17 protein-coding genes, 1 pseudogene and 1 riboswitch are annotated in these 22,266 nt (G+C 69.5%); of the genes and pseudogenes, 10 read left to right on the top strand and 8 right to left on the bottom strand.

The window, feature by feature from the left end; all coding sequences use genetic code 11:
• Positions 1–24 precede the first annotated feature (24 nt).
• From FK256_RS05425 to ribH, 9 genes are all read left to right on the top strand, one after another.
• Entirely contained in the window at positions 25–1,479 is a 1,455-nt protein-coding gene (locus tag FK256_RS05425; protein WP_141423984.1) for a hypothetical protein, read from the top strand.
• A 263-nt stretch (positions 1,480–1,742) separates the two neighbouring features.
• A complete protein-coding gene (locus tag FK256_RS05420) occupies positions 1,743–3,212 on the top strand; it encodes a hypothetical protein (protein ID WP_141423983.1) in 1,470 nt (489 codons plus the stop codon).
• 157 nt (positions 3,213–3,369) lie between these two features.
• Complete coding sequence (locus tag FK256_RS05415; RefSeq protein ID WP_141423982.1) at positions 3,370–3,987, top strand: type II toxin-antitoxin system PemK/MazF family toxin; 618 nt, start codon at positions 3,370–3,372, stop codon at positions 3,985–3,987.
• Positions 3,988–4,227: 240 nt separating this feature from the next.
• Complete coding sequence (gene rpsT, locus FK256_RS05410) at positions 4,228–4,488, top strand: 30S ribosomal protein S20 (RefSeq protein WP_009233552.1); 261 nt, start codon at positions 4,228–4,230, stop codon at positions 4,486–4,488.
• 107 nt (positions 4,489–4,595) lie between these two features.
• A complete protein-coding gene (locus tag FK256_RS05405) occupies positions 4,596–6,083 on the top strand; it encodes a DUF1846 domain-containing protein (protein WP_141423981.1) in 1,488 nt (495 codons plus the stop codon).
• A gap of 133 nt (positions 6,084–6,216) precedes the next feature.
• Positions 6,217–6,344, top strand: a riboswitch (FMN riboswitch).
• 89 nt (positions 6,345–6,433) lie between these two features.
• Entirely contained in the window at positions 6,434–7,591 is a 1,158-nt protein-coding gene (gene ribD, locus FK256_RS05400; RefSeq protein WP_244936168.1) for a bifunctional diaminohydroxyphosphoribosylaminopyrimidine deaminase/5-amino-6-(5-phosphoribosylamino)uracil reductase RibD, read from the top strand.
• A complete protein-coding gene (locus FK256_RS05395) occupies positions 7,591–8,253 on the top strand; it encodes a riboflavin synthase (RefSeq protein ID WP_141423979.1) in 663 nt (220 codons plus the stop codon). The genes ribD and FK256_RS05395 overlap by 1 nt, the downstream gene beginning before the upstream one ends.
• Positions 8,247–9,578: a bifunctional 3,4-dihydroxy-2-butanone-4-phosphate synthase/GTP cyclohydrolase II gene (locus FK256_RS05390; protein WP_141423978.1), complete on the top strand. Its 1,332-nt coding sequence runs from the start codon at positions 8,247–8,249 to the stop codon at positions 9,576–9,578. The genes FK256_RS05395 and FK256_RS05390 overlap by 7 nt, the downstream gene beginning before the upstream one ends.
• Positions 9,575–10,048, top strand: coding sequence for a 6,7-dimethyl-8-ribityllumazine synthase (gene ribH / locus FK256_RS05385; RefSeq protein ID WP_141423977.1), 474 nt, complete (start codon positions 9,575–9,577; stop codon positions 10,046–10,048). Before FK256_RS05390 ends, ribH begins: the two co-directional genes overlap by 4 nt.
• Before the next feature lie 8 nt (positions 10,049–10,056).
• Here the strand turns inward: ribH and holA are convergent, their stop codons facing one another.
• From holA to FK256_RS05360, 5 genes and pseudogenes are all read right to left on the bottom strand, one after another.
• Positions 10,057–11,088 carry a DNA polymerase III subunit delta gene (holA, locus tag FK256_RS05380; protein ID WP_244936165.1) on the bottom strand — a complete coding sequence of 344 codons (1,032 nt, stop codon included), beginning with the start codon at positions 11,086–11,088 and terminating at the stop codon, positions 10,057–10,059.
• Positions 11,089–11,174: 86 nt separating this feature from the next.
• A pseudogene (locus FK256_RS14820) lies at positions 11,175–12,185 on the bottom strand (ComEC/Rec2 family competence protein); the annotation flags it as partial.
• Positions 12,186–12,823: 638 nt separating this feature from the next.
• The gene (locus FK256_RS05370; protein ID WP_244936163.1) at positions 12,824–13,633 is read right to left on the bottom strand and encodes a ComEA family DNA-binding protein; all 810 of its coding nucleotides are present in this window, start codon (positions 13,631–13,633) and stop codon (positions 12,824–12,826) included.
• Positions 13,634–13,787: 154 nt separating this feature from the next.
• Positions 13,788–14,660: a DegV family protein gene (locus FK256_RS05365; protein WP_141423975.1), complete on the bottom strand. Its 873-nt coding sequence runs from the start codon at positions 14,658–14,660 to the stop codon at positions 13,788–13,790.
• A 75-nt stretch (positions 14,661–14,735) separates the two neighbouring features.
• Positions 14,736–16,019, bottom strand: a complete 1,284-nt coding sequence (locus tag FK256_RS05360) for a glycosyltransferase (protein ID WP_021606392.1) — start codon at positions 16,017–16,019, stop codon at positions 14,736–14,738.
• Between the two features lie 390 nt (positions 16,020–16,409).
• On the opposite strand from FK256_RS05360, the gene FK256_RS05355 reads away from it, so the two are divergent.
• The gene (locus FK256_RS05355; RefSeq protein ID WP_141423974.1) at positions 16,410–18,401 is read left to right on the top strand and encodes a helicase HerA-like domain-containing protein; all 1,992 of its coding nucleotides are present in this window, start codon (positions 16,410–16,412) and stop codon (positions 18,399–18,401) included.
• 174 nt (positions 18,402–18,575) lie between these two features.
• Here FK256_RS05355 and FK256_RS05350 read toward each other — a convergent pair whose 3' ends face one another.
• From FK256_RS05350 to FK256_RS05340, 3 genes are all read right to left on the bottom strand, one after another.
• Entirely contained in the window at positions 18,576–18,851 is a 276-nt protein-coding gene (locus tag FK256_RS05350) for a hypothetical protein (protein WP_021606390.1), read from the bottom strand.
• 6 nt (positions 18,852–18,857) lie between these two features.
• Complete coding sequence (locus FK256_RS05345) at positions 18,858–19,091, bottom strand: hypothetical protein (RefSeq protein WP_021606389.1); 234 nt, start codon at positions 19,089–19,091, stop codon at positions 18,858–18,860.
• A 183-nt stretch (positions 19,092–19,274) separates the two neighbouring features.
• Entirely contained in the window at positions 19,275–22,256 is a 2,982-nt protein-coding gene (locus tag FK256_RS05340; protein ID WP_141423973.1) for a leucine--tRNA ligase, read from the bottom strand.
• Between the last annotated feature and the right edge of the window lie 10 nt (positions 22,257–22,266).

Genomic DNA, 22,266 nt, shown 5'->3' with positions numbered 1-22,266 from the left:
TGGCGACGCCTCCTAGGCGTCGCCATGGCTCTCCCCCTACTCGCCGCCGGCACCGTCGCCGCTCCGGCGTCCGCTGATGCCGACATCACCGTGGAGGGACGTTACAACACGGCCGGTGCCGGCTGCCACGGCTCCGACAATGCCGAGGGATGTCTGAGCTGGAGAGTTCGTGTTCCATCGGCCATCACCCCGAAGGGCTCTACCAACGTCACCATTGAGGCCGACTCCGTGCCGGGCCAGTTGACCTGGACCTGCCCCACGCCGGACGGTGACAAGGTGGCCGGGACGAGCGCCTTCTACATCAAGAGGGACCAGGGCGACCCCCCAGCCATTCTGGCCGAATCCGACCTGGGCCTCCTCGACAGCCTGTACTACAACCACAACGGGGACAGCGCAGGATCGGTCAAGGCGATCACCTGCACTCCCGAGCACCTGAGTCTGACCTACGAGGTCAACTTCAACGCCGCCTGGGACAAGAGCTCCTACCTCGACCTGGATCTCGGGGCCACGGCGGTAAAGCCCGGCGCGGATACGCGCAGCTATCACTTCACACCAACGATCGACGTCTCCACGCGCAACGCGATTCTTCGGCCCACTGTCACGGCGCAGAAGCCGGCAGCCAGCGCTCCTCACGCCACCGTCACCACCGAGGCGGTCAAGGTCGACGGCGCCGCCAGGGACGCCGGGCGCTTCACCATGACGGCGAGGAACGACTCAACCACACCCCTGTCCGACTTCACCATCTCCGCAGGCAGATCCAGGGGACGGTCACAGGTGACCGCCCTGACCTGCGATCTGACCGCCTTCGGCGGCGAGGTCGTCTCCGCCAAGGGACCGGCCGAGAACCTCAAAGTCTCCAGCGGCAAAGCGAAGGTACCCCAGGGCAAGGAGATCACCTGCCAGGTGGACCTGACCGGCGTCGCCGGACGCAACACGATCACAGTCGGACTCACCACCGGCGACCAGACCTTCTCCAACGACTTCTTCGACTACCGCCCACTCGGCGAGGTTACGGTCCAGCCCACTGACCTCGGCGTTGAGGCTGACCCCACCGGCACCTACGAGGTCGAGGTCGGCTACACCGTCACCTTCACCAACACCACCGATGCCGACGGGTACAGCTCGGATATCGTCCTGCGGCCTCAGGTCCCCGCCGGCTTCACTCTCAAGAGCGTGACGGGTACTGGTACCCCGTGGTGGGTTGGCCCGGACAGCTACGCCATCCAGGACGACGGCTCCTTGTCATTGCGTACCAGTGATTCCCTGAACGCCAACTCGTCAACCACGATGACCTTCTTGAACACCTACACGGTCAACGCCGAGGCGATCACCGAGGATGGTTGGAAGGCCCTGGGCACCTGCAACCCCCAGGACCCCTCCAAGGGACTGACCACCCAGATCGACGTCGCCGACAGCCACGCCGGCATCGAGGCCGGGACCCACTCGATCTGTACCCCCGTGACGCGCACGGAGAACTGACCACGGACACCGGTCAGTCGACCTGAATAGACGAAGGTCGGGTAGGCGAAAGTAGTCGCCTACCCGACCTTCGTAGTATTTATCTTACGAAACGAAAAAATCGGGCGCCAGTAGAACTGATCCAACCTTTCGATAATGTCCTTCTTAACGGTATATTAACAGGACCATTGGTTCCCCTCCCGATCATCTCGGAGAAAGGCGTGCTCATGCACACCCCACCTTCTCATCCCGCTCGGTCATGGCGACGCCTCCTAGGCGTCGCCATGGCTCTCCCCCTGCTCGCCGCCGGCACCGTCGCCGCTCCAGCGAGCGCCGCTACCCCCACCACTGCGCCCGACACCGGCATCACCGTCGAGGGGCGTTACAACATGGCCGGTGCCGGCTGCCACGGCTCCGACGACGCCACTGACTGCCTGAGCTGGAAGGTCCACATCCCCTCCGCGATCGCACCCTGGCAGAAGCCCACCGTCACCATTGAGGCGGACTCCGTGCCGGGCCAGTGGACCTGGACCTGCCCCTCGCCGGACCGCGTCGCCGGGACGAGCACCTTCTACGCTCAGGGCGGTGAGGGCGCGCCCGAGACCAAGTGGGGCGACTCAGGCCTGGGCACCTCCGATCAGCTGCACTACAACGACTTCGGGGACAGCGCCGGCGAGGTCGAAGCCGTCACCTGCACTCCGGAGCACCTGAGCCTGACCTACAAGCCCAAGTTCACCATCCTGTGGAACAAGAGCTCCTCCTTCGACCTAGACCTCGGGGCCACGGCGGTGTCGCCCGGTACCGATGCGCGTAGTTACAGCTTCACCCCCACGATCGCGACCTCCACGAGCAGTCTGGTTCTCAGGCCCACGGCTACGGCGCAGAAGCCGGCAGCCAGTACGCCCCACACCACCGTCACCACCGAGGCGGTCAAGGTCGACGGCGCCGCCAAGGACGCCGGGCGCTTCACCATGAAAGCGAAGAACGACTCGACCACCCCCCTGTCCGACTTCACCATCTCCGCAAGCCGCTCTAAAGGACAGGCCCAGGTCACCGCCCTGACCTGCGACCTGACCGCCTTCGGCGGCGAGGTCGTCTCTGCCAAGGGACCGGCAGAGAACCTCAAGGTCTCCAGCGGCAAGGCGAAAGTGCCCGAGGGTAAAGAAGTCACCTGCCAGGTGGACCTGACCGGCGTCGTCGGGCGCAACACGATCACAGCCGGAGTCACCACCGGTGACCAGACCTTCTCCAGCGACTACACCGACGACCGTCCCGTCGGCGAGGTCTCGGCCAAGAGCTCCCAGAGCAGCATCGAGGTCGCTCCCACCGGCACCTACAAGGTCGAGGTCGAGTACACCGTCACCTTCACCAACAAGACCGACGCCGAGGGGAGAACCTCCGACGTCGTCCTGCGACCCCACCTCCCCGCCGGCGTCGATATACGGAACATGTGGGGCACCGGCCTCCCGTGGCGAGTCGACATCAACGCCTTCGTTTTCCGGGAGGACGGTTCCGTCTGGCTGCCAACGGGAGACCCCATGCCCGGAAACTCCACAACCACCATGACCTTCTGGAACACGTACACGATCAACGCCGACGCGATCACCGAGGACGGCTGGAAGGCCCTGGGCACCTGCGACGCCAAGGATCCCTCCAAGGGACTGACCACCCAGATCGACGTCGCCGACAGCGGCGCCGGTATCGAGGCCGCATCCTTCGCGGTCTGCACCGCTGTGACGCGCACGAAGAACTAGAACCTTCGGGCACGCACCGCAAGTCACCGCGATCCGCGGCATCACCGGTGGTCCTCTCCCCACACCGGGGAGAGGACCACCGCGTTGTTGGTCACCGGCACCGACCCTCGGCGGCCACGGCGTCCCGGCACTCTCGCCAGACGATAGGGTGGCGCCCATGGCCAGTCTGCTCAATCGGATCCTCAGCCTGCTCGGTCGCGCCGCCTCCGACGCCGTGAGCGACGCACTCGCCCAAAAGCCGTCGACCTCGCCGGACCCGTCCGGGAGTACGCCGGCCGGATCTGCGGACCCCGGCAAACCCACTGCGCCCGTTCGAGCCCGTTCGCCCAAATCATCACCCACGTCGTCCTCCCCTCGGGGGGTCGGCGTCTACGACATCTCCGCCCTGGGACTGCCCGCCTTCAGCTACTCCCCCGACCCCGACGGCGACGCCGACCCCGGTGAAGTGGTGTGGGCCTGGGTTCCCTTCGAGGAGGATCCCGCTCAGGGCAAGGATCGGCCGGTGCTGATTCTGGCCCGCCACGAGGCCTGCCTCGTTGCGGCCCAGATGACGAGCAAGGACCATGATCGAGATGCCGCTCAGGAGGCGCGCTGGGGTCGCTTCTGGCACGACGTCGGCACTGGCGACTGGGACCGTCAGGGCCGCCCCAGCGAGGTGCGCCTGGACCGCCTGCTCCTGGTGGAGCCGGCCTCGGTGCGACGCGAGGGGGCCACGATGAGCCGGCAGGTCTTCGACGGCGTCGTCGCCACCCTGCGCCGCCACCACCACTCCTGAGCACATCCGGAGCACAGTCTGAGCGCAGCGGGTCATGGGGCGATACACCTCACGCCTGCACCCCGTTTCACGCCTGGGGACACGGGGATCCTGAATGATACAGTCGCCTACTGGACCTCTGGCCTGGCCGGCTGCGGGGTCCGGCGACCGGGTCAGCCAGGTGCCCCACCACCTCATGTCAGCCCGTGGCGCGAACCCTCTCTCCGGCCATTGACCAATCAGACGCGAGAAAGTTTCACCGTGGCGAACATCAAGTCCCAGATCAAGCGTATTAGGACCAACGAGAAGGCCCGCCTGCGCAACAAGTCCGTCAAGTCCGAGCTCAAGACCTACGTGCGCCGCGTGCGCGAGGCTGTCGAGGCCGGTGACAAGGACGCCGCGCTCGAGCATCTCAAGGCCGCCTCCCGCAAGCTGGACAAGGCCGTCTCCAAGGGCGTCATCCACAAGAACCAGGCCGCCAACCGAAAGTCTAAGCTCGCCAAGCGCGTCGCCTCGCTCTGAGGCCACCGCAGCAGTGAGCATCTGAAGGGCGCCTCCCACCGGGGAGGCGCCCTCCCCTTTTTCCGTATCCCTCACCCCGTTCATCAGACCGCTTCAAGGAGAGCCCATTGCGCATCGGATTCGACCGCGACAAGTACCTGCGGATGCAGTCCAGCCACATTGCGGAGCGCCGCGCCCAGTTCGGCGGCAAGCTCTATCTGGAATTCGGCGGCAAGCTCATCGACGACATGCACGCCTCGCGCGTGCTGCCGGGCTTCACCCCGGACAACAAGATTGTCATGCTCGCCGAGCTGGCCGACGAGGTCGAGATCGTCATGGCAGTCAACGCCAAGCACCTCGCCCGCAACAAGGTCCGCGCGGACCTGGGCATCTCCTACGAGGACGACCTGCTGCGCCACATCGACGCCTTCCGCAGCTACGGGCTCTACGTGGGCAGCGTCGTCGTGACTCAGTGGACCGAGGACAATCGTCAGGCCCACGACTTCAAACGCAAGCTGGAGTCGCTGGGTATCACGGTCTATCGTCACTTCCCCATCCCCGGCTACCCCGGTGACGTCACCCGCATCGTCTCCGAGGAGGGATACGGGCGCAACGAGTACATCGAGACCCGCCGGGACCTCGTGGTCGTCACCGCCCCCGGCCCGGGCAGCGGCAAGATGGCCACCTGCCTGTCCCAGATCTACCACGACCACCTGCGGGGCATCTCCTCGGGCTACGCGAAGTTCGAGACCTTCCCGATCTGGAACCTCCCCCTGGACCACCCGGTCAACATCGCCTACGAGGCCGCCACCGCGGACCTCGACGACGTCAACATGATCGACCCCTTCCACCTGGCGGCCCACGGCGTCCAGACCGTCAACTACAACCGCGACGTTGAGGTCTTCCCGGTCCTGACCCGTCTGTTCGAGGAGATCCTGGGGTCCTCGCCCTACACCTCCCCCACGGACATGGGCGTCAACATGGCAGGTAACTGCATCTGCGATGACGAGGCCTGCCGGCAGGCCGCCAGCCAGGAGATCATCCGCCGCTACTACCGGGCCCTGGTGACCGAGAAGCGCGACGTCATCGCCCCCGTCCAGTCCCAACGGATCGCGCTGCTCATGGCCAAGGTGGGGGTCAGCAAGGAGGACCGTCCTGTCGTGCCGCCCACGCTGGAGGTGGCGGCGGCCACCGGTGAGCCCGCCTCGGCGATCGAGCTGCCCGACGGGCGCATCGTGACGGGTAAGACCTCGGCTCTGCTGGGCTGCTCCTCGGCGATGCTGCTCAACGCCCTCAAGGTCCTGGCCGGGATCGATGACAGCGTCGACCTGCTGGCCCCGGCCTCCATCGAGCCGATCCAGAAGCTCAAGACTCAGGGACTGGGCAGCCGCAACCCGCGGCTGCACACCGACGAGGTGCTCATCGCCCTGGCCGTGTCCGCCAACGGGGACGACAACGCCCGCAAGGCCCTCGACCAGCTCGAGACGCTGCGGGGCTGCGACGTCCACACCTCCACGATCCTGGGGTCCGTGGACGAGGGCATCTTCCGCGCCCTGGGGGTCCAGGTCACTAACGAGCCGGTCTACGCCACCAAGTCCCTGTACCGCAAGAAGTGAGGCCCGGGCGCGGGCGGCCTGCCTGCGGTGCCGTCCGCATCCGGACACCCTGTCGAGGTGGGGCTGATCACATGAGTGCGGGGAGGCGGCCGAGCGCACTCGCACGCGGTACATTCTCCCCAACGAGATGAGCTCGTGTGCTCTGGGGTCGGTGAAAGTCCGAACCGGCGGTGACAGTCCGCGACCCGGTCGCATCCAGCGACCGGCTGACCAGGTGGAACTCCTGGACCGACGGTGAGAGTCCGGATGGGAAGCGCGCACGGGACACACCATGCCGTACCGGGTGCCGTGCACCCGGTGGGTCCGGCGTGGCGGTGTCTCTCCCCAGCGCACCCGAGGGAGAGGACCGGATGACTTCGTTCACCCCCGTGCAGACGGCCGCGATGCGACGCGCCCTCCGAGCCGCGGCCTCCCCCGACGCCCCGCCCGGCCCCAACCCCAGGGTCGGTTGCGTCATCCTCTCCGCCGACGGCGACGTCCTCGCCGAGGGCCACCACCGTGGCGCCGGCACCGCCCACGCCGAGGTCGACGCGCTGGCGAGCCTCGCCGCGGCAGGTGGCTCCGCCCAGGGAGCGACCGCCGTCGTCACCCTCGAGCCGTGCAACCACGAGGGCCGCACCGGCCCGTGCGTCCAGGCGCTCCTCGCCGCAGGCGTGGCCGAGGTCATTTACGCCCAGGACGACCCGACCGAGCAGGCCGGAGGCGGCGCGGCGACGCTGGAGGCTGCCGGCGTGCGGGTACGGCGTGGGCTGTGCTCCCAGGACGCCGCGCGTCTCAACCGCCCGTGGCTCCTGGCCGTGACCCGCGGCCGCCCCATGGTGACGTGGAAGCTCGCCACCACCCTCGACGGCCGTATTGCCGCCGCCGACGGCACCAGCCGGTGGATCACCCCGACGGCGGCCCGCCGCGACGCCCACCACCTGCGCCGTCAGTGCGACGCCATCATGGTGGGCACCGGCACCGCCCTCGCCGACGACCCGGCCCTCACAGTCCGTGACGAGACGGGAGAGCCCGCCCCGGCTCACCTCCAGCCGCTGCGCGTCGTCGTCGGTTCCAGGCGCCTGCCTCCCGCCTCCAGGGTGTTCGCCGACGACCGCTATCTCCTCCTGCCCGACCACGACCCGTGCACCGTCCTCACCGTGCTCGCTGAGCGCGAGATCCGCCACGTCCTCCTCGAAGGAGGCCCGACTCTCGCGACCGCCTTCCTGCGCGCGGGCGTCGTCGACGAGATCGTCGCCTACACGGCCCCCGCACTTCTGGGCGCGGGACCGGCCGCCATCGCCGACTTCGGGGCAACGACAATCACCGACGCCCTGCGGCTGCGTCATCCCCGCGTCGAGGTCCTCGGCGCAGGCGACGGGCTCGCCGTCCGCCTCTCCGGTGACCTGGGGGCCGACGACGCCCACCCCGACGCCCCTCCAGTCCCGAGGCCGCGGCACAGCCAACGCCCGGACCACCGGGACCGCATTCATCCCCCTATCCGCTGCCACACCGAGGAGAGTCACTGATGTTCACCGGAATCGTCGAGGAGCTCGGACGTGTCGTCCGGCTCGAGACCGTCGAGGACTGCGCCCGGCTGACGGTCGAGGCGCCCACCGTCACCCAGGACGCGAGCCTGGGCGACTCCATCAGCGTCAACGGGTGCTGCCTGACGGTCGCCGCCATGCACGGGAACACCTTCACCGCCGACCTCATGGCGGAGACTCTCACGCGCACCACCCTGGGATCCCAGGCGCCCGGAGACCCGGTCAACCTTGAGCGCGCCCTGCGCGCCACCGACCGGCTCGGCGGGCACATCGTTCAGGGACACATCGACGCCACCGCCGAGGTCCTCGACCGCAGCCACGGCGAGCACTGGGACCTCCTGCGCGTCGGCCTACCGCAGGAGATCGCCCGCTACGTCGCCGTCAAGGGATCGGTCGCCCTCGACGGGGTGTCGCTGACCGTCGTCGACGTCGAGGACGCCCAGCGCGACGCCCCCGACGCCTCCCCCACGCCGGGAGCAGGGGCGTCACTCAGCGTCGGCCTCATCCCGGAGACGCTGCGACGCACGACTCTGGGCACGAGGCGGCCGGGAGAACGGGTCAACCTCGAGGTCGACGTCATGGCCAAGTACGCCGAGCGTCTTCTGGGCGCCCGCCTGAGCGAGGAGGATCGGCAGGCATGCTGAGCACCAGGAGCGTGCGCCCGGTCACACGCATGGACAGCGTCGAGGACGCCCTCACCGCCCTCCGCGAGGGCCGGATGGTCGTCGTCGTCGACGATGAGAGCCGGGAGAACGAGGGGGACCTCATCTTTCCCGCGGCGACCGCCACGACCGAGCAGCTGGCCTTCGCGATCCGACACTCGACCGGCATCATCTGCGCACCCATGACGGCCCAGGAGCTCGACCGCCTGGGCATCCCCATGATGACCGAGCACAACACCGATCCCAAGAGGACGGCCTTCACGCTGAGCGCCGACGCACGCACGGGCATTACCACGGGGGTGAGCGCCACCGATCGGGCTCGCACCATCCGTGTCCTGGCGGACCCGGGCTCAGTGCCGACCGACCTCGTCCACCCCGGCCACGTCTTCCCCCTGCGTGCACGCGAGGGCGGGATCCTCAGGCGCCGCGGTCATACGGAGGCCGCCGTCGACCTCATGCGCCTGTCGGGCAACCGGCCCGTGGGCGTCCTCGTGGAGATCGTCAACGACGACGGCACCATGGCGCGCCGGCACCAGGTGCGAGAGCTCGCCGACGCCCACGCCATGCCCATGATCACGGTCGGCGACCTGGAGCGCTACCGGTGGCTGCACGAGGATCTCGTCGAGGAGGTCGTCTCGACGCACCTGCCCACCGCGCACGGGGAGTTCACCGTCCATGCCCTGCGCAGCAGGGTCGACGGCACCGAATACCTCGCGCTCGTGTGCGGCCGCGTCGTGGACGGTGAGGACATCCTCACCCGCGTCCACTCCGCCTGCCTGACCGGCGACGTCCTGTCCTCGCTGCGCTGCGACTGCGGGCCGCAGCTGCGCGCCGCCATGGAGGCGATCGGCGCCCGCGGCCGCGGGGTCCTCGTCTACGCCTCCGACCACGAGGGGCGCGGCATCGGGCTCATCGACAAGCTCCGCGCCTACGCGCTGCAGGAGGAGGGAATGGACACCCTCGACGCCAACGTCGCGCTAGGGCTGCCGACCGACGCCCGCAGCTACGCCACCGCCGCCCAGGTGCTACGGCGCCTGGGCGTACGCTCGGTCGAGCTCATGACGAACAACCCGGACAAGGTCACGGGCCTGGAGCACTACGGCGTGAGCGTCCGCTCCAGGACGTCGACGCCGACCTTCGCCAACGGGGAGAACCTCAGTTACTTGCGCACCAAGCGCGACCGCATGGGCCATCTGCTCACCGGGCTCGAGCCCACCGGCTCCCGCGCGGAGGTGCTGCCCGGTGAGGCGACGGCTGACGATGCACCCTGGCACAAGACCGGCAAGAACGAGGGAGAGGCACGATGAGCGGATCCGGGGCACCTGAGCGGAGCGCACCTCACGCGCGGGGCATGAGGGTGACGGTCGTCGCTGCCCAGTGGCACGAGCGCGTCATGAGGGGCCTGGTCACCGGGGCGCTGCGCGCCGTCGAGGAGGCCGGAGCTCAGGCGAGCATCGTGCGGGCGGTGGGCTCCTTCGAGCTTCCGGTGCTCGCCGCAGCCGCCGCGCGGGGCGGTGCCGAGGCGGTCGTCGCGCTGGGCGTCGTCATCCGCGGCGGCACCCCGCACTTCGATTACGTGTGCCGGGCCGCGACAGACGGGCTGAGCCGGGTGGCGCTCGACACCGGGGTGCCGGTGGGCTTCGGCGTGCTCACGTGCGACGACGAGGCCCAGGCGCTGGCCCGCTGCGGCGGTCCGGGCTCGGACGAGGACAAGGGGTACGAGGCGGCGTGTGCGGCGATGTCCACGGCGCTCACACTGGCCGCCATGCGGGTCTGAGGGGCGGCTCAGCGCCGGCGGGTACCCGAGCGGCGGGCGTCGCAGATGGTCAGGACCGCGCGCTCAACGGCGTAGACGGGATCGCGGCTGGCGCCCTTGGCCTCGGCATCGGCGCGGGCGACCGCCAGGATCGAGGCGGCCAGGGCGTCGTCGGACCAGCCCTGGAGCTCGCGACGGGCCCGGTCCACCTGCCAGGGGGCCATGCCCAGCTCGGCGGGGCTCATGCGCCTACCCCCGGCGGCCGCAACCCGGGCGAGCTGGCGCACCTTCATGGCCAGGGCGGCGACGATGGCCACCGGGTCAGTGCCGGTGGCCACGGCGTGGCGCAGGGCGGTGATGGCACCAGGGGTGTTGCCGACCGCGGCGGCGTCGGCCACGGTGAAGCCGGTGGCCTCGATGCGCCCGGCGTAGTAGGTGCGCACGTGGTCGACACCGATAGTGCCCTGGGTATCGGCGAGGAGCTGGTCGACAGCGGAGCACAGCTCACGCACGTCGCTGCCCAGGGCGTCGACGAGGGCACCGACGGCCTCGGGTGCGATGCTCCGCCCGGCGCGGCGCACGTCGGCCGTCACGAGGGAGGACTTGTCCCTGGCGCTCTTAATGGCGTCGCACTGGACGGTCGGGTAGGGCGAGGCCTTGATGGCATCGAGCAGGCGCTTGCCCCGCTGGCCGCCGTTGTGGCGCAGGATGACGCTGACCTCGGGGTCGGCGTCGCCCACGTAGGCGATGAGGTCGGCCAGGAGGGCGTCGGTCATCTGCTCCAGGGCGGGGACGTAGACGAGCCGGGGCTCTCCGAACAGGGAGGGCGACACGAGGGTGTCGAGCTGGTGGGGCTCGTAGGTGGCGGCCTCGAGGCGCGTGACCTCGGTGGTCGGGTCCTTGGCCTTGGCCTGCTCCAGAAGACTCGATACCGCGCGGTCAGCGAGGACCTCCTCGCTGGCGCGGATGAGGACGATCGGCGCCAGCTGGGCCTGGTCCCAGCGAAGTCCAGCCGGTGCGTTGCGCTGGCCTCGGGAGCGGGAGGTTCGGGTCGCTGCCATGGGGCAAGCCTGCCACGAGCGGGCCGCATCAACCGTCTCAGTCCCTTCAGCAGGGCGCGGCGGGCGCGGGGAGCCACCAGGAGCAGGACCCCGAGCTCGCAGGCCCCCAGTGCCAATGCGCCCGTGAGGCCGTCCGGCCAGGGCAGCGTGGCGCAGGGCAGGTGGGCGAAGAACCCGGCGATCCAGACCATCCAGGAGCAGGCCGCAAGCGCCGGCCAGGCGATGACGGTGGCGGCCTCGGGCCAGGCGGGGTGGACCAGGGCTGCCAGGAGCCCGCTGATCGTGGCGATGACAGCGGCCGGCTCGGTAAGCAGATTGGCGGGAACCGACCATGCCCCCACGGTGGGTTGGAGGAGGATGAGAAGGGGGCCGCAGGCCGCCTGAGCCACCAGTGGCAGGGCCACGGCGACGGCCAGCCACCTGGGAAGGCGGCGCGAGAGGTGGGCCGCGACCGGCTTGGCACCGATGACGATGCCTGCGGTGGCGACCACGGACAGGGCGAAGCCGTAATCCCGGGCCTGCCAGGGATCGATGAGCAGCAGGACGATGGCCCCGGCGCATAGGGCCGGCACAGAGGCGGCGCGGCGTCCTACCACGACGCCCAGGAGCATGACGGCGCCCATGGTGGCCGCGCGCAGTACCGAGCCCGAGGGGCGTACCAGGATCACGAGGAGAGTCAGCAGGATCGTCCCGAGCAGTGCCCGCCAGCGCCGGGGAACGACCCCGAGGGCGGCCAGGCCCAGGCCCAGGACGATGGCGACGTGCTGCCCGGAGACGGCCGTCAAGTGGGTCATGGACACGGTGCGCATGTCCTGGCGCACCTGGGCGGGTAGGGCGTGGTCATCGCCCAGGGCCACGCCGGGCACGAGGGTTCGAGCACCAGGCGGCCAGAATCCCCGGGACGCGGTTTCCGTGCCTTGTGCGTCTTCTGCGCCGACGGCCCGGGCAAGGCCGGTGCGAATGCTGGTGACGGCTCCGAGCACCCCGGCCGGTGGGCTGAGCACCTTGAGACCAGCGCGCTTGGGGATGATGGCCGTCTCGGATCGGCCCGGATGCGTGGGCTTCAGGTGCGTGCGTACCTCGACGCAGGTCCCCATGGGCAGGCTCAGCCATTGCTTGTCGGCCAGGACGGTGGCGCTCAGGGACGAGGATCGCCCATCGACCTGCTCGACGTCGAGGGCGGTGATGACGAGGGTGGATCGACTGGTGGCCGAGACTCTGGGCTCCTGGGAGACGGTGCCGACCAGGGTGACCGGGCGCCCGGAGGCCACCGCCATGGTCAGGGGGTCGCGCTGGCGGGCCCACAGGTGGGCGGCGCTGATGGCCAGGACCGCCGCGGCGCACAGGGCGCACACAAGCATGCTGGCACTCACTGTGCCGATGGCGCAGGGGTCCTGCTCGGGGGCTCCGGGGCGCGGGTCGGCCCGGTGGCGCGGTGGCCGGAAGCGCAGGACGGGCACGATCAGTGCCGCAGCCAGAGCTGCGCACCCCGAGGCCAGCAGGAGCACCGGTCTCCAGGCGCCCACTCCATCGTGCCCGACGGCCCACCAGGCGCTTGCCCAGCAACTGATTGCAGGAGTGAGCAGACGCAGGTCGAGGGGCTCGGGGGCCTTGGAGGCGGTGGCGTGCGCGCGCCGCCCTCGGCCTCGGCGCTGGCTCTGCTCCTGGCGCAGGCGCTCGTAAAGCGTCGGATCGTCCCACGGGGCCCCGGGGGTGCTCGTGCCGTGGTCTTCCTTCATACGGTGGCCTGTTCCCGCAGGGCCTCCAGCTTGGCCTTGCCGATGCCGGGAACGTCGGTGAGCGCGTCGACGCTGGCGAAGGGCCCGTGGGAGTCGCGGTACTCCACGATCCGCTGGGCCAGGGCTGGGCCGATGCCGGGCAGCTTCTCCAGCTCGGAGGCCGAGGCCGTGTTGATGTTGACCGTCCCCGAGGCGCCGCCGTCTCCGGGCTTCCCCGAACCTGTTCCCGCCCCGGGGGTGGCGGCTCCGCTGGGTTGTGGTGCGGGATCGGGCATGACCTCGCCGATGCGCGGCACCCGGATCTGCTCGCCGTCGGTCAGGACTCGGGCGAGGTTGAGTTGTTCGGCATCCGCGTCCGGGGCGACTCCCCCTGCGGCGTCGATGGCGTCGGTGACGCGGCTGCCCACTCCCAGGACCACGACTCCCGGCCTGGTCACCGCCCCGGTGACGTGGACGACGACGTTGCCGGCTGCGGCGGGCGAACCGCCCGGGGCGGGGCTGCCCCGCGTTGAGACCGGCGCAGTGGCCGCAGATGCGGCCGGGGCATGTGCCCGCATCGATGCGTTCGCCGTGCCCGCGGCGGCGGTGGCCGGAGCCGGCTCGCCGCCGGTACCGGTGGAGGCCAGGACGGCCCGTAGCGCCAGGACGAGAGCCAGGATGAGGAGGACGGCGCCGGCGACCACGGCGGCCCGAGGCGCGATCGCCAGGCGGCGCGGACGGCGGACGGGCTCCTCGGGATCGGTCGAGCAGGCCAGGCGCACAAGATCGTCCAGGGACCGGTCCCCCGTCCTTCTGCCAGCACTCATGGCTTTGACGGTAGGTGGTGAACGGGCCCGCCGCGCAGCCTGTCCATCTGCCTTGTGGAGAGGGAGCGCAACTCGTCTTCTGTGGCAACCGGGCATCATTGCGGGATCGTCGTGGGGCGCCGCGGGCGCGACGGGGTGGGCCCTAGGGCAGGAGTCAGTGTGCCCTGAGGTCGGGGGCGACGGCGATGCCAAGGGCCCCGGGACCAAGATGGGTGCGGGTCGCCTCGTCGATGGGGAGGGTGAGGACCTCGGTGACGATGGCTCCGGCCTCATCCATGGCCTCGCGCAGTCCGGTCTCGAGCTGACCCAGCATGTCGACGTCGTCACCCTGGATGGCTAGGCGCACCGGGTCGGCGGGGCGCCTAGGGCCGGACAGGGCGGTCCCGCCGGCGGCGCGGACGGCCTGGGCGATGAGGTGTCTCCTAGCGCGGGCAGCACCGCGTACGGTCTCCAGCGCCCGAATCCCGTCTCGGGTGAGGGCCAGCACCGGGCGAATTCCGAGTACTCCGTCCAGGCGGGCGGTGGTGCGGTCGATCCGCCCGGAGCGGGCCAGGCGGCCCAGGTCGTCGACGATGAAGAGCTGGCAGGAGCGGGCGGTGCTGGCACGAGTCAGTGCCGCGCCGCGGCGGGCATCGTGGGCGCGGGCGGCCGCCAGCACCGCGAGTCCCAGGGCTCCGGAGCTGGTGCCGGAGTCGACGACGCGCAGCCACTGCGGCCGCCTGCGCCCGGCACTCCCTTCCTGCCCGGTGTTCCCGGCGTACTCGGCCTCGATCCGAGCTGCGGCGATGCGGGCGTTGTCCACGGTTCCGGACAGCGCCGAGGAGATGTGAACGGCCAGGACCTCCTCGGCCCGCAGAGCTGCACGGCCATAGGCGTCCATCAACTCCTGGACACTGGGGCGTGACGTGGTTGTGGGGGCGCCGTCCGCACCGGGGATGGTATGAAGGGGGACCACCTCGATCGCACGGTCACGTATCTGGGGCTCCGTCAGGCAGGCGGCGGAGTCGGTGACGACGGCGAGCGACATGGCACCTACCTTATCGGCAAGGCCCCTGCTCACCGGCCAGGCGCCACCCGCGGCGGTGGCGTCCGGAACCTTCGGCTACTGGTCTGCCGGCGCTGGCTGTTTCTCGCTGCGAGAGGCGAGGAGTTCGGTGTAGAGGTCGATGAGCCGCTTGGTCATCGTCTCGGAGTCGAACTGCCGGGCTGTCTCTAGGGCGCCGTCGGACAGCTCGGCGAGCCGGGCGTCGTCGGACAGCAGCGAGGCGAAGACCCGAGCGAAGTCCTCCCCCTCGATCCCGTCGGTGAGGATCGCGTTGCGCTCGGTGAGGCACTCGGTCATCCGCTCGTCGCAGTAGACGATCGGCAGTCCGGAGGCAGCGGCCTCCAGGAACACCATGGGCTGGTTGTCGAAGTGGTAGGAGGCCAGGGAGAAGACATCGGCCTGTTTGAGTAGGACGGCGACCTCCTCGGGTGAGCGCTTGCCGGCAATGACCACGCGGTCGGCGACCCCGAGCTCCTCGGCGCGCCGGCCCAGCTCCTCCTGGGAGGGTCCTGGACCGACCAGCACCAGCTTGACCGGCATACCGGCTAGGTGGGGCATGGCCTCGACGAGCGTCATCTGCCGCTTCTCCGGGCTGAGGCGGGCCACGCAGATGATGATCTTCTCGCCGGGCGCCTTGGCAACCGGCGAGTCGACGGCGCGGGCTCGCCGGTAGCGGCTGGAGTCCAGTCCGTTGGGCAGGACCATGCAGGGGGCGGTTAGTCCGCCGTCGTTGATGAGGATCTGGGCCAGGTGCTGGGAGGGCGACAGGCAGGCGTCGCACTTGTTGGCGAAGGCCGCTGTCAGTCGCCATCCCTGGCGGGACAGGGCCGTCTTCATGTCGCGCTTGTTGAGGTGTTTGATGGAATCGCGATGGGGGCGGGGTAGCACTGGCAGGGACTTGAGCGCCACGGGGAAGGCGACGGACAGGGCCAGCAGGCCGGAGAGCACGGCGAGCGGGTAGTCGTCGATGAGCTCGGTGTAGAGGGTGTGGATGGTGGTGACGTGGGGGATGTTCTGGCGCTTGGACACCCAGTGGGCCAGGACCCCGAGGCTGAACTGGGTCTGGCTGTGGACGATGTCGAAGTCGTAGGCGTCGAAACGCCGGGCCAGGCCGGGGTAGATGGTGGCGACTTCGCGGCTGTCGAAGACGTAGTAGCGCGATGAGGGCAGGCGGATGACGTGGTCGTCGGTCTCCTCGTAGCCCTCGGCCTTGGGGGCCACGATGTAGACCTCGTGGCCCATGCGTTCCAGGGCGGCCCGGAAGGTAGCCGTGGAGGTGGCCACGCCGTGGACGGAAGGCAGGTAGTCGTCGATGAAGAAGGCGATCCGCATGACGCTCATCCGATCCTGCGGGCTGGAGTCGACAGCAGCCTGCCCCGTAGGGGCGGCTCATCCGGGCAAGACGACGCAGGGGGCAACATAGGGGCGCGCAAACCTCACAGCAAAGAGGACGGGTGAAGGAACGGGGCCGGACGCGCGGTCTCGGAACTCTTGGGCTCAGAGGCTACCCTGCCGACCGCGCCACTGCCGCCCGGAGCACCCGAAACGGCGCCAAGACCACATTTTTCTCTGTTTATCCTGGTCAACGACGTTTGTGTCTGTGATGCCCCTATGAATGGGCTTGGAGGGATCGTCTTTCCGGACGCTTGGCCCCATCATGTCCTCAGACGCGCCAGGCTCCTGGCACGCCCGAGTCAGCGCGCTGGCAGGTTCGGCGTTTACGATGACGCCATGACCGACTCAGCTGAGATCGCACGCCTCAAGGCCGAGGCCGCTCAGGCCGCCGCCGAAGCCGCCGCAGCCAAGGCCGCCGCTGCTCAAGCCGCCCTTGACGCCGCCATCGCCTCTAGTCCCGCCTCGGCCGAGGCTACTCCTGGCACAGGGACCGCTGCAGAGGCCGCAGGGGCCGAAACGGGGGCTCCGGCCGCAGCTCCCACGGAGTCGGCCGACGCCGTCGCCCCCGCTGACTCCGCACAGCCCGCTGAGGCACCGGCGGAGGAGGCCCCTGCGGCACAGGATCAGACGGAGACCGCGCCCCCTGCCGAGGATGCCGCCTACACCGGCCAGGTCCGCTCCGGCTATGACTTCTCCTCTCCCACCCTGCCGGTGGGCACCTACCTCGACACGCTCTGCGATGGCGAACCCGCGCCGGTCAAGGGCCTGTCGGTCGGTATCCCGCTGGGGCTGCTCAACCGGCACGCGCTGGTGGCCGGGGCGACCGGTACCGGCAAGACCCGTACGCTCCAGCTCCTGGCCGAGGGCCTGTCCAGCGCGGGCGTCCCAGTCTTCCTGGCCGACGTCAAGGGCGACCTGACCGGCCTGGCCGAGTCCGGAGCCTCCAACGACAAGATCGCCGCCCGCATCGACTCCACCGGTCAGGAATGGGCGGGTCAGTCCTTCCCCATCGAGCTGTTCAACCTCGGTGGATCAGACTCCGGCGCCGGCATCAGCGGCACCCCCATTCGCACGACGGTCACCGAGTTCGGGCCGATCCTGCTCTCCCGGGTCCTGGGCCTCAATGACACGCAGGCCTCCGCCCTCCAGCTCGTCTTCCACTGGGCTGACAGCCAGGGGCTGGCTCTGCTGGACCTGAAGGACCTGCGCGCCGTCGTCGACTACCTGACGAACACCGACGCGGGCAAGGAGGAGCTCAAGACCATCGGCGGTGTCTCGGCTGCGACGGCCGGGGTCATCCTGCGTGAGATTGCCGCCCTGGAGGCGGCCGGAGGCGAGGCCTTCTTCGGCGAGCCCGCACTGGATGTGCGCGACCTCATGCGGCTCTCCCCCGATGGCCGTGGTGTCATCTCGGCCCTGGAGCTGGCCGACATCCAGTCCCAGGGCACGCTGTTCTCCACCTTCCTCATGTGGCTGCTCGCTGAGCTCTTCGAGACCCTGCCTGAGGTCGGTGACCCGGACAAGCCCACCATGGTGTTTTTCTTCGACGAGGCCCACCTGCTGTTCTCCGGCGCCTCGAAGGCCTTCCTGGAGGCCGTGGTGCGCACCGTGCGGCTCATCCGCTCCAAGGGCGTGGGCATCGTTTTCATCACCCAGTCCCCCACGGACGTGCCCGACGAGGTCCTGGCCCAGCTCGGCAGCCGGGTCCAGCACGCCCTGCGCGCCCACACCCCGGCCGACGCCGCCAACCTCAAGAAGGCGGTCTCCACCTTCCCGGTCAGCCCGGTCGACCTCAGCCGGGTGCTCACGTCACTGGGAACCGGCCAGGCCGTCGTCAGCGTCCTAGATGAGAAGGGACGCCCGGCCCCGGTCGCTCCGGTGATCATCAACGTGCCCGCCGCCGTCATGGGGCCGGCCCAGGACGGCACCGTCGGCCAGGTGCTGGCCTCCTCCCCGCTCAAACCCAAGTACGCCACCGGGGTGGACAACGAGTCCGCCTACGAACTGCTGGCCCAGCGGATCCAGGCCGACGGCGAGGCCGCCGAGGCCGCCCGCGCCGCCGAGCAGGCCGCCAAGGAACAGGCAAAGGCCGACGCCGCCGCTCAGAAGGCCCTGGAGAAGGAGGCCGCCCGCCAGGCCGCTCAGCGTCAGAAGGAGGCCGAGCGCTTGGAGCGCGAGGCCGTCAAGGAGGCCCAGCGTCGCCAGCGCGAGGCGGAGAAGGCCGCCGAGCGCCGTCAGCGGGAGGTCGAGAAGACCATCGGCTCGGTGGGCCGCCAGATCACCCGCGAGATCACGCGTTCCATCTTCGGCACCCTCAGGCGCCGCTGAGAACCGGCTCAAGCAGGGCGAAGGGGCTGCACCAACCACTCGGTTCGTGCAGCCCTTCATGCTGCTTCTCCGCTACTCCGGCGCGGCCGTGAGCGACGCCGTCGAGAGTCTGCCCCGGTCACTCGGGGACGATGCTCACCAATTTGGGAGCCCAGAGAAACCGGCATCTGAAAACTACTGCACCACGGCGCTGTACCGCTGACGAGCAGCCTCTCCACTGGTTCCGATCGCCTCACCGACTTCGCGCCAGGACAGCTGCTGCTCACGGGCCGCATGCACCGCTTCAGCAAGTTCACGCTCAGCCGTATCACGACGCCACGCCGCAAGCTTGACGGCCATGATCGGCGGCAACGGAGCATCCTCGTCACCGGGCCTGGGGTCATAGTTCTCGAAGGCGTCGGCGAACTCGTCAGCGCGAGCCGCGATGTCTGCGATGGAGCGTCGAGTCATCGTGATTCACCTCAGATACTTGGAACGGGCCGGGCGCATAGCGTGAGCGATAGCGATGACGCCGTGCCATTCGATGACGCCTACCTCAATGAGAATGCCAGTCTCGTCGGCACCTATGAACATCGTCATCGAATCATCTTGCACAAAGTGACGGACAGGAAAGCGCAGTGCGTGGAGCATGGCATCATCCGGCACACCGTGCCGATGTGCACTGTCGAGGATAATCGGGCCCAGCTCCACAACACAAGGTTACTTGTTGTTCGTTTTCCAGCCAAAGCACAGTCTCAACGCACTCCTCCTCATCTATCCCCGCGGGCACATCTTGAAGGGCTGCACCAACCACTCGGTTCGTGCAGCCCCTCGTACTGTTCCTCCGCTACTCCGGCACGGCCGTGAGCGGCGCCGTCGAAAAGTCCGCCCCGGTCACTCGGGGACGATGCTCACCAGCTTGGGGGCGCGGACGATCACCTTGCGCACGCCGCGCCCGTCCAGGGTGCGGATGACGCCGGGGGCCGCCAGGGCCAGTTTCTCCAGCTCGGCCTCGGAGATGTTGGGGTCGACCTCGAGGCGATCGCGGACCTTGCCCTTGACCTGGACGACGCAGGTGACCTTGTCGGCGGCCAGCAGGGACTGGTCGGTCACGACCGGGAAGTCCTCGTGGGCCAGGGAGTGCTCGTGGCCCAGGCGCTTCCAGATCTCCTCGGCGATGTGCGGGGCCACGGGCGCCGTCATGAGGACGAGGGCCTCGACGGCCTCGCGCGGGACCGCGCTGAGCCCGGTGAGATGGTTGTTGAGGACGATGAGCTTGGCGATGGCCGTGTTCAGCCGCATCCCCTCGTAGTCCTCGCGCACGCCCACGATCGTCTTGGCCACGAGCCGGCGGGTCTCCTCGTCGGCGGGCTCGTCAACCACCGTCAGCTCACCGGTGGTCTCGTCGACGACATTGCGCCACAGGCGCTGCAAGAAGCGCTGGCTGCCGGCGACGGCGCGGGTGTCCCACGGGCGGTCGGCGTCGAGCGGCCCCATGCTCATCTCGTAGACGCGGAAGGTGTCGGCGCCGTAGGCCTCATACATGTCGTCGGGGGTGACGATGTTCTTCAGGGACTTGCCCATCTTGCCGTACTCGCGGCCCACTGGCTGCCCCTGCCACAGGTAGCTGGTGGTGCCGTCCGCGGCGGTGACCTCCTCGACCTCGTCGGCGGGCACATACTGCCCGCGGGAGTCGGTGTAGGCGTAGGCCTGGACGTAGCCCTGGTTGAAGAGACGGTGGTAGGGCTCGGAGGAGGAGACGTGACCCAAGTCGAAGAGGACCTTGTGCCAGAAGCGCGAGTAGAGCAGGTGCAGGACGGCGTGCTCGACGCCGCCGACATACAGGTCGGTGCCGCCGGAGGTGTTGCCGGCCTGCGGGCGCGGCCCCATCCAGTAGGCCTCGTTGGCCGGGTCGACGAGCGCGTTGTCATCGGTGGGGTCGATGTAGCGCATCTCGTACCAGCACGAGCCGGCCCACTGCGGCATCGTGTTGGTCTCGCGGTAGTACGTCCGGGGGCCCTCGCCCAGGTCGAGCTCGACCTCGACCCACTCGGTAGCTTTGCCCAGCGGCGGCTCCGGGGAGGAGTCGGCATCGTCGGGGTCGTAGGAGCGCGGCGAGTAGTCGGTGACCTCGGGCAGCTCGACCGGCAGCATGGACTCGGGCAGGGCGTGGACGCCGCCGTCCTCATCCCACACGATCGGGAAGGGCTCGCCCCAGTAACGCTGGCGGGAGAAGAGCCAGTCGCGCAGGCGGTAGGTGACCGCGCCGCGACCGGCGCCCTTGGCCTCCAGCCAGCCGATCATGGTGGCCTTGGCCTCGTCCTTGCTCATGCCGTTGATGTCCAGGTCGCCCTGGGCGGAGTTCACGACGACGCCGTCGCCGGTGTAGGCCTGGGCGGACAGGTCGATGCCGTGGGGGTCGTCGGCCGGGCCGATGGTCTGGATGATGTCGATGCCGTACTTGGTGGCGAAGGCGTAGTCCCGCTCGTCGTGAGCGGGTACGGCCATGATGGCGCCGGTTCCGTAGCCCATGAGGACGTAGTCGGCCACAAAGACCGGCACCTTCGCGCCGTTGACGGGGTTGATGCCGAAGAATCCGGTGAAGACACCGGTCTTGACCCGGCCCTCATCGGTGCGGTCGGCGTCCGACGTCGCCGCGGCCCGGGCGCGGTAGGCGGCCACGGCCTCGGCGGGGGTCGCGTAGCCGCCGGTCCAGGCCTCCTTGGTGCCCTCGGGCCAGGCGGCCGGGACGGTCAGGGCCGCGGCGTCGTCGGCGATCTGGGTCTCGGTGCGCACCGAGCCGGAGGACTCGACGCCGCCCAGCATGGGGTGCTCGGGGGCCACGACCATGAAGGTGGCGCCGAAGAGGGTGTCGGGGCGGGTGGTGTAGACGCTCAGCGATGCATCCTGGTCGGCGCCCTGACCGGCCCCAGGCACGGCAAAGGTCACTTCGGAGCCCTCGGAGCGGCCGATCCAGTTGCGCTGCATGAGCTTGACCTTCTCGGGCCAGTCCACGGTGTCCAGGTCCTCGGCGAGGCGGTCGCCGTAAGCGGTGATGCGCATCATCCACTGGCGCAGGTTGCGCTTGAAAACGGGGTAGTTGCCGCGCTCGGAGCGGCCCTCGGCGGTGACCTCCTCGTTGGCGAGCACCGTGCCCAGGCCGGGGCACCAGTTGACGGGGGCGCTGGAGACGTAGGCCAGACGGAAGGAGTCGATGATCTCGGCCTGCTCGGCGGCGCTCAGGCCGGCCCAGTCGCGGCCGCCGGGGACGGGGACCTGGCCGGAGGCGAGCTTGTCGCGCAGCTCGGTCACCGGCCGGGCCGCGCCCTTGCCGCGGCCGTCGCGGCGCGGGGCCTCGGGGTCGAACCAGGAGTTGAAGACCTGCAGGAAGATCCACTGGGTCCAGCGCACGTAGTCGACGTCGATGGTGGCCAGTGAGCGGCGCGGGTCGTGGGACAGGCCCAGGCGGCGCAGCTGGCGGCGCATGTTGGCGATGTTGGCCTCGGTGGAGACGCGCGGGTGCTGGCCGGTGGTGACGGCGTACTGCTCGGCGGGCAGGCCGAAGGCGTCGTAGCCCATCGTGTACAGGACGTTCTTGCCGGTCATGCGGGTGAAGCGCGCGACAACGTCGGTGGCGATGTAGCCCAGCGGGTGGCCCACGTGCAGGCCCTTGCCGGAGGGGTAGGGGAACATGTCCAGTAGGAAGTACTTCTCCTTATCCGCCCCAGGGCCGGCCAGGGCACCGACGGGGTTGTCGGCGTTGAAGGTGCCCTCGGCCTCCCAGCGGTCCTGCCAGGCGGTCTCGATGGAGTCCGCCAGGGCCGCCGTGTAGCGGTAGGGGGTGTCGGACTCGCCCGGTGCGGTTCTCTCTGACATCGCGGCAGCG

The sequence above is a fragment of the Actinomyces johnsonii genome, from assembly GCF_006546835.1.
In the GTDB taxonomy this organism is placed as follows: Bacteria; Actinomycetota; Actinomycetes; order Actinomycetales; family Actinomycetaceae; genus Actinomyces; species Actinomyces johnsonii.
Note: the sequence above shows the minus strand (reverse complement) of the source record. Positions and strands in the feature narration are given on the sequence as shown.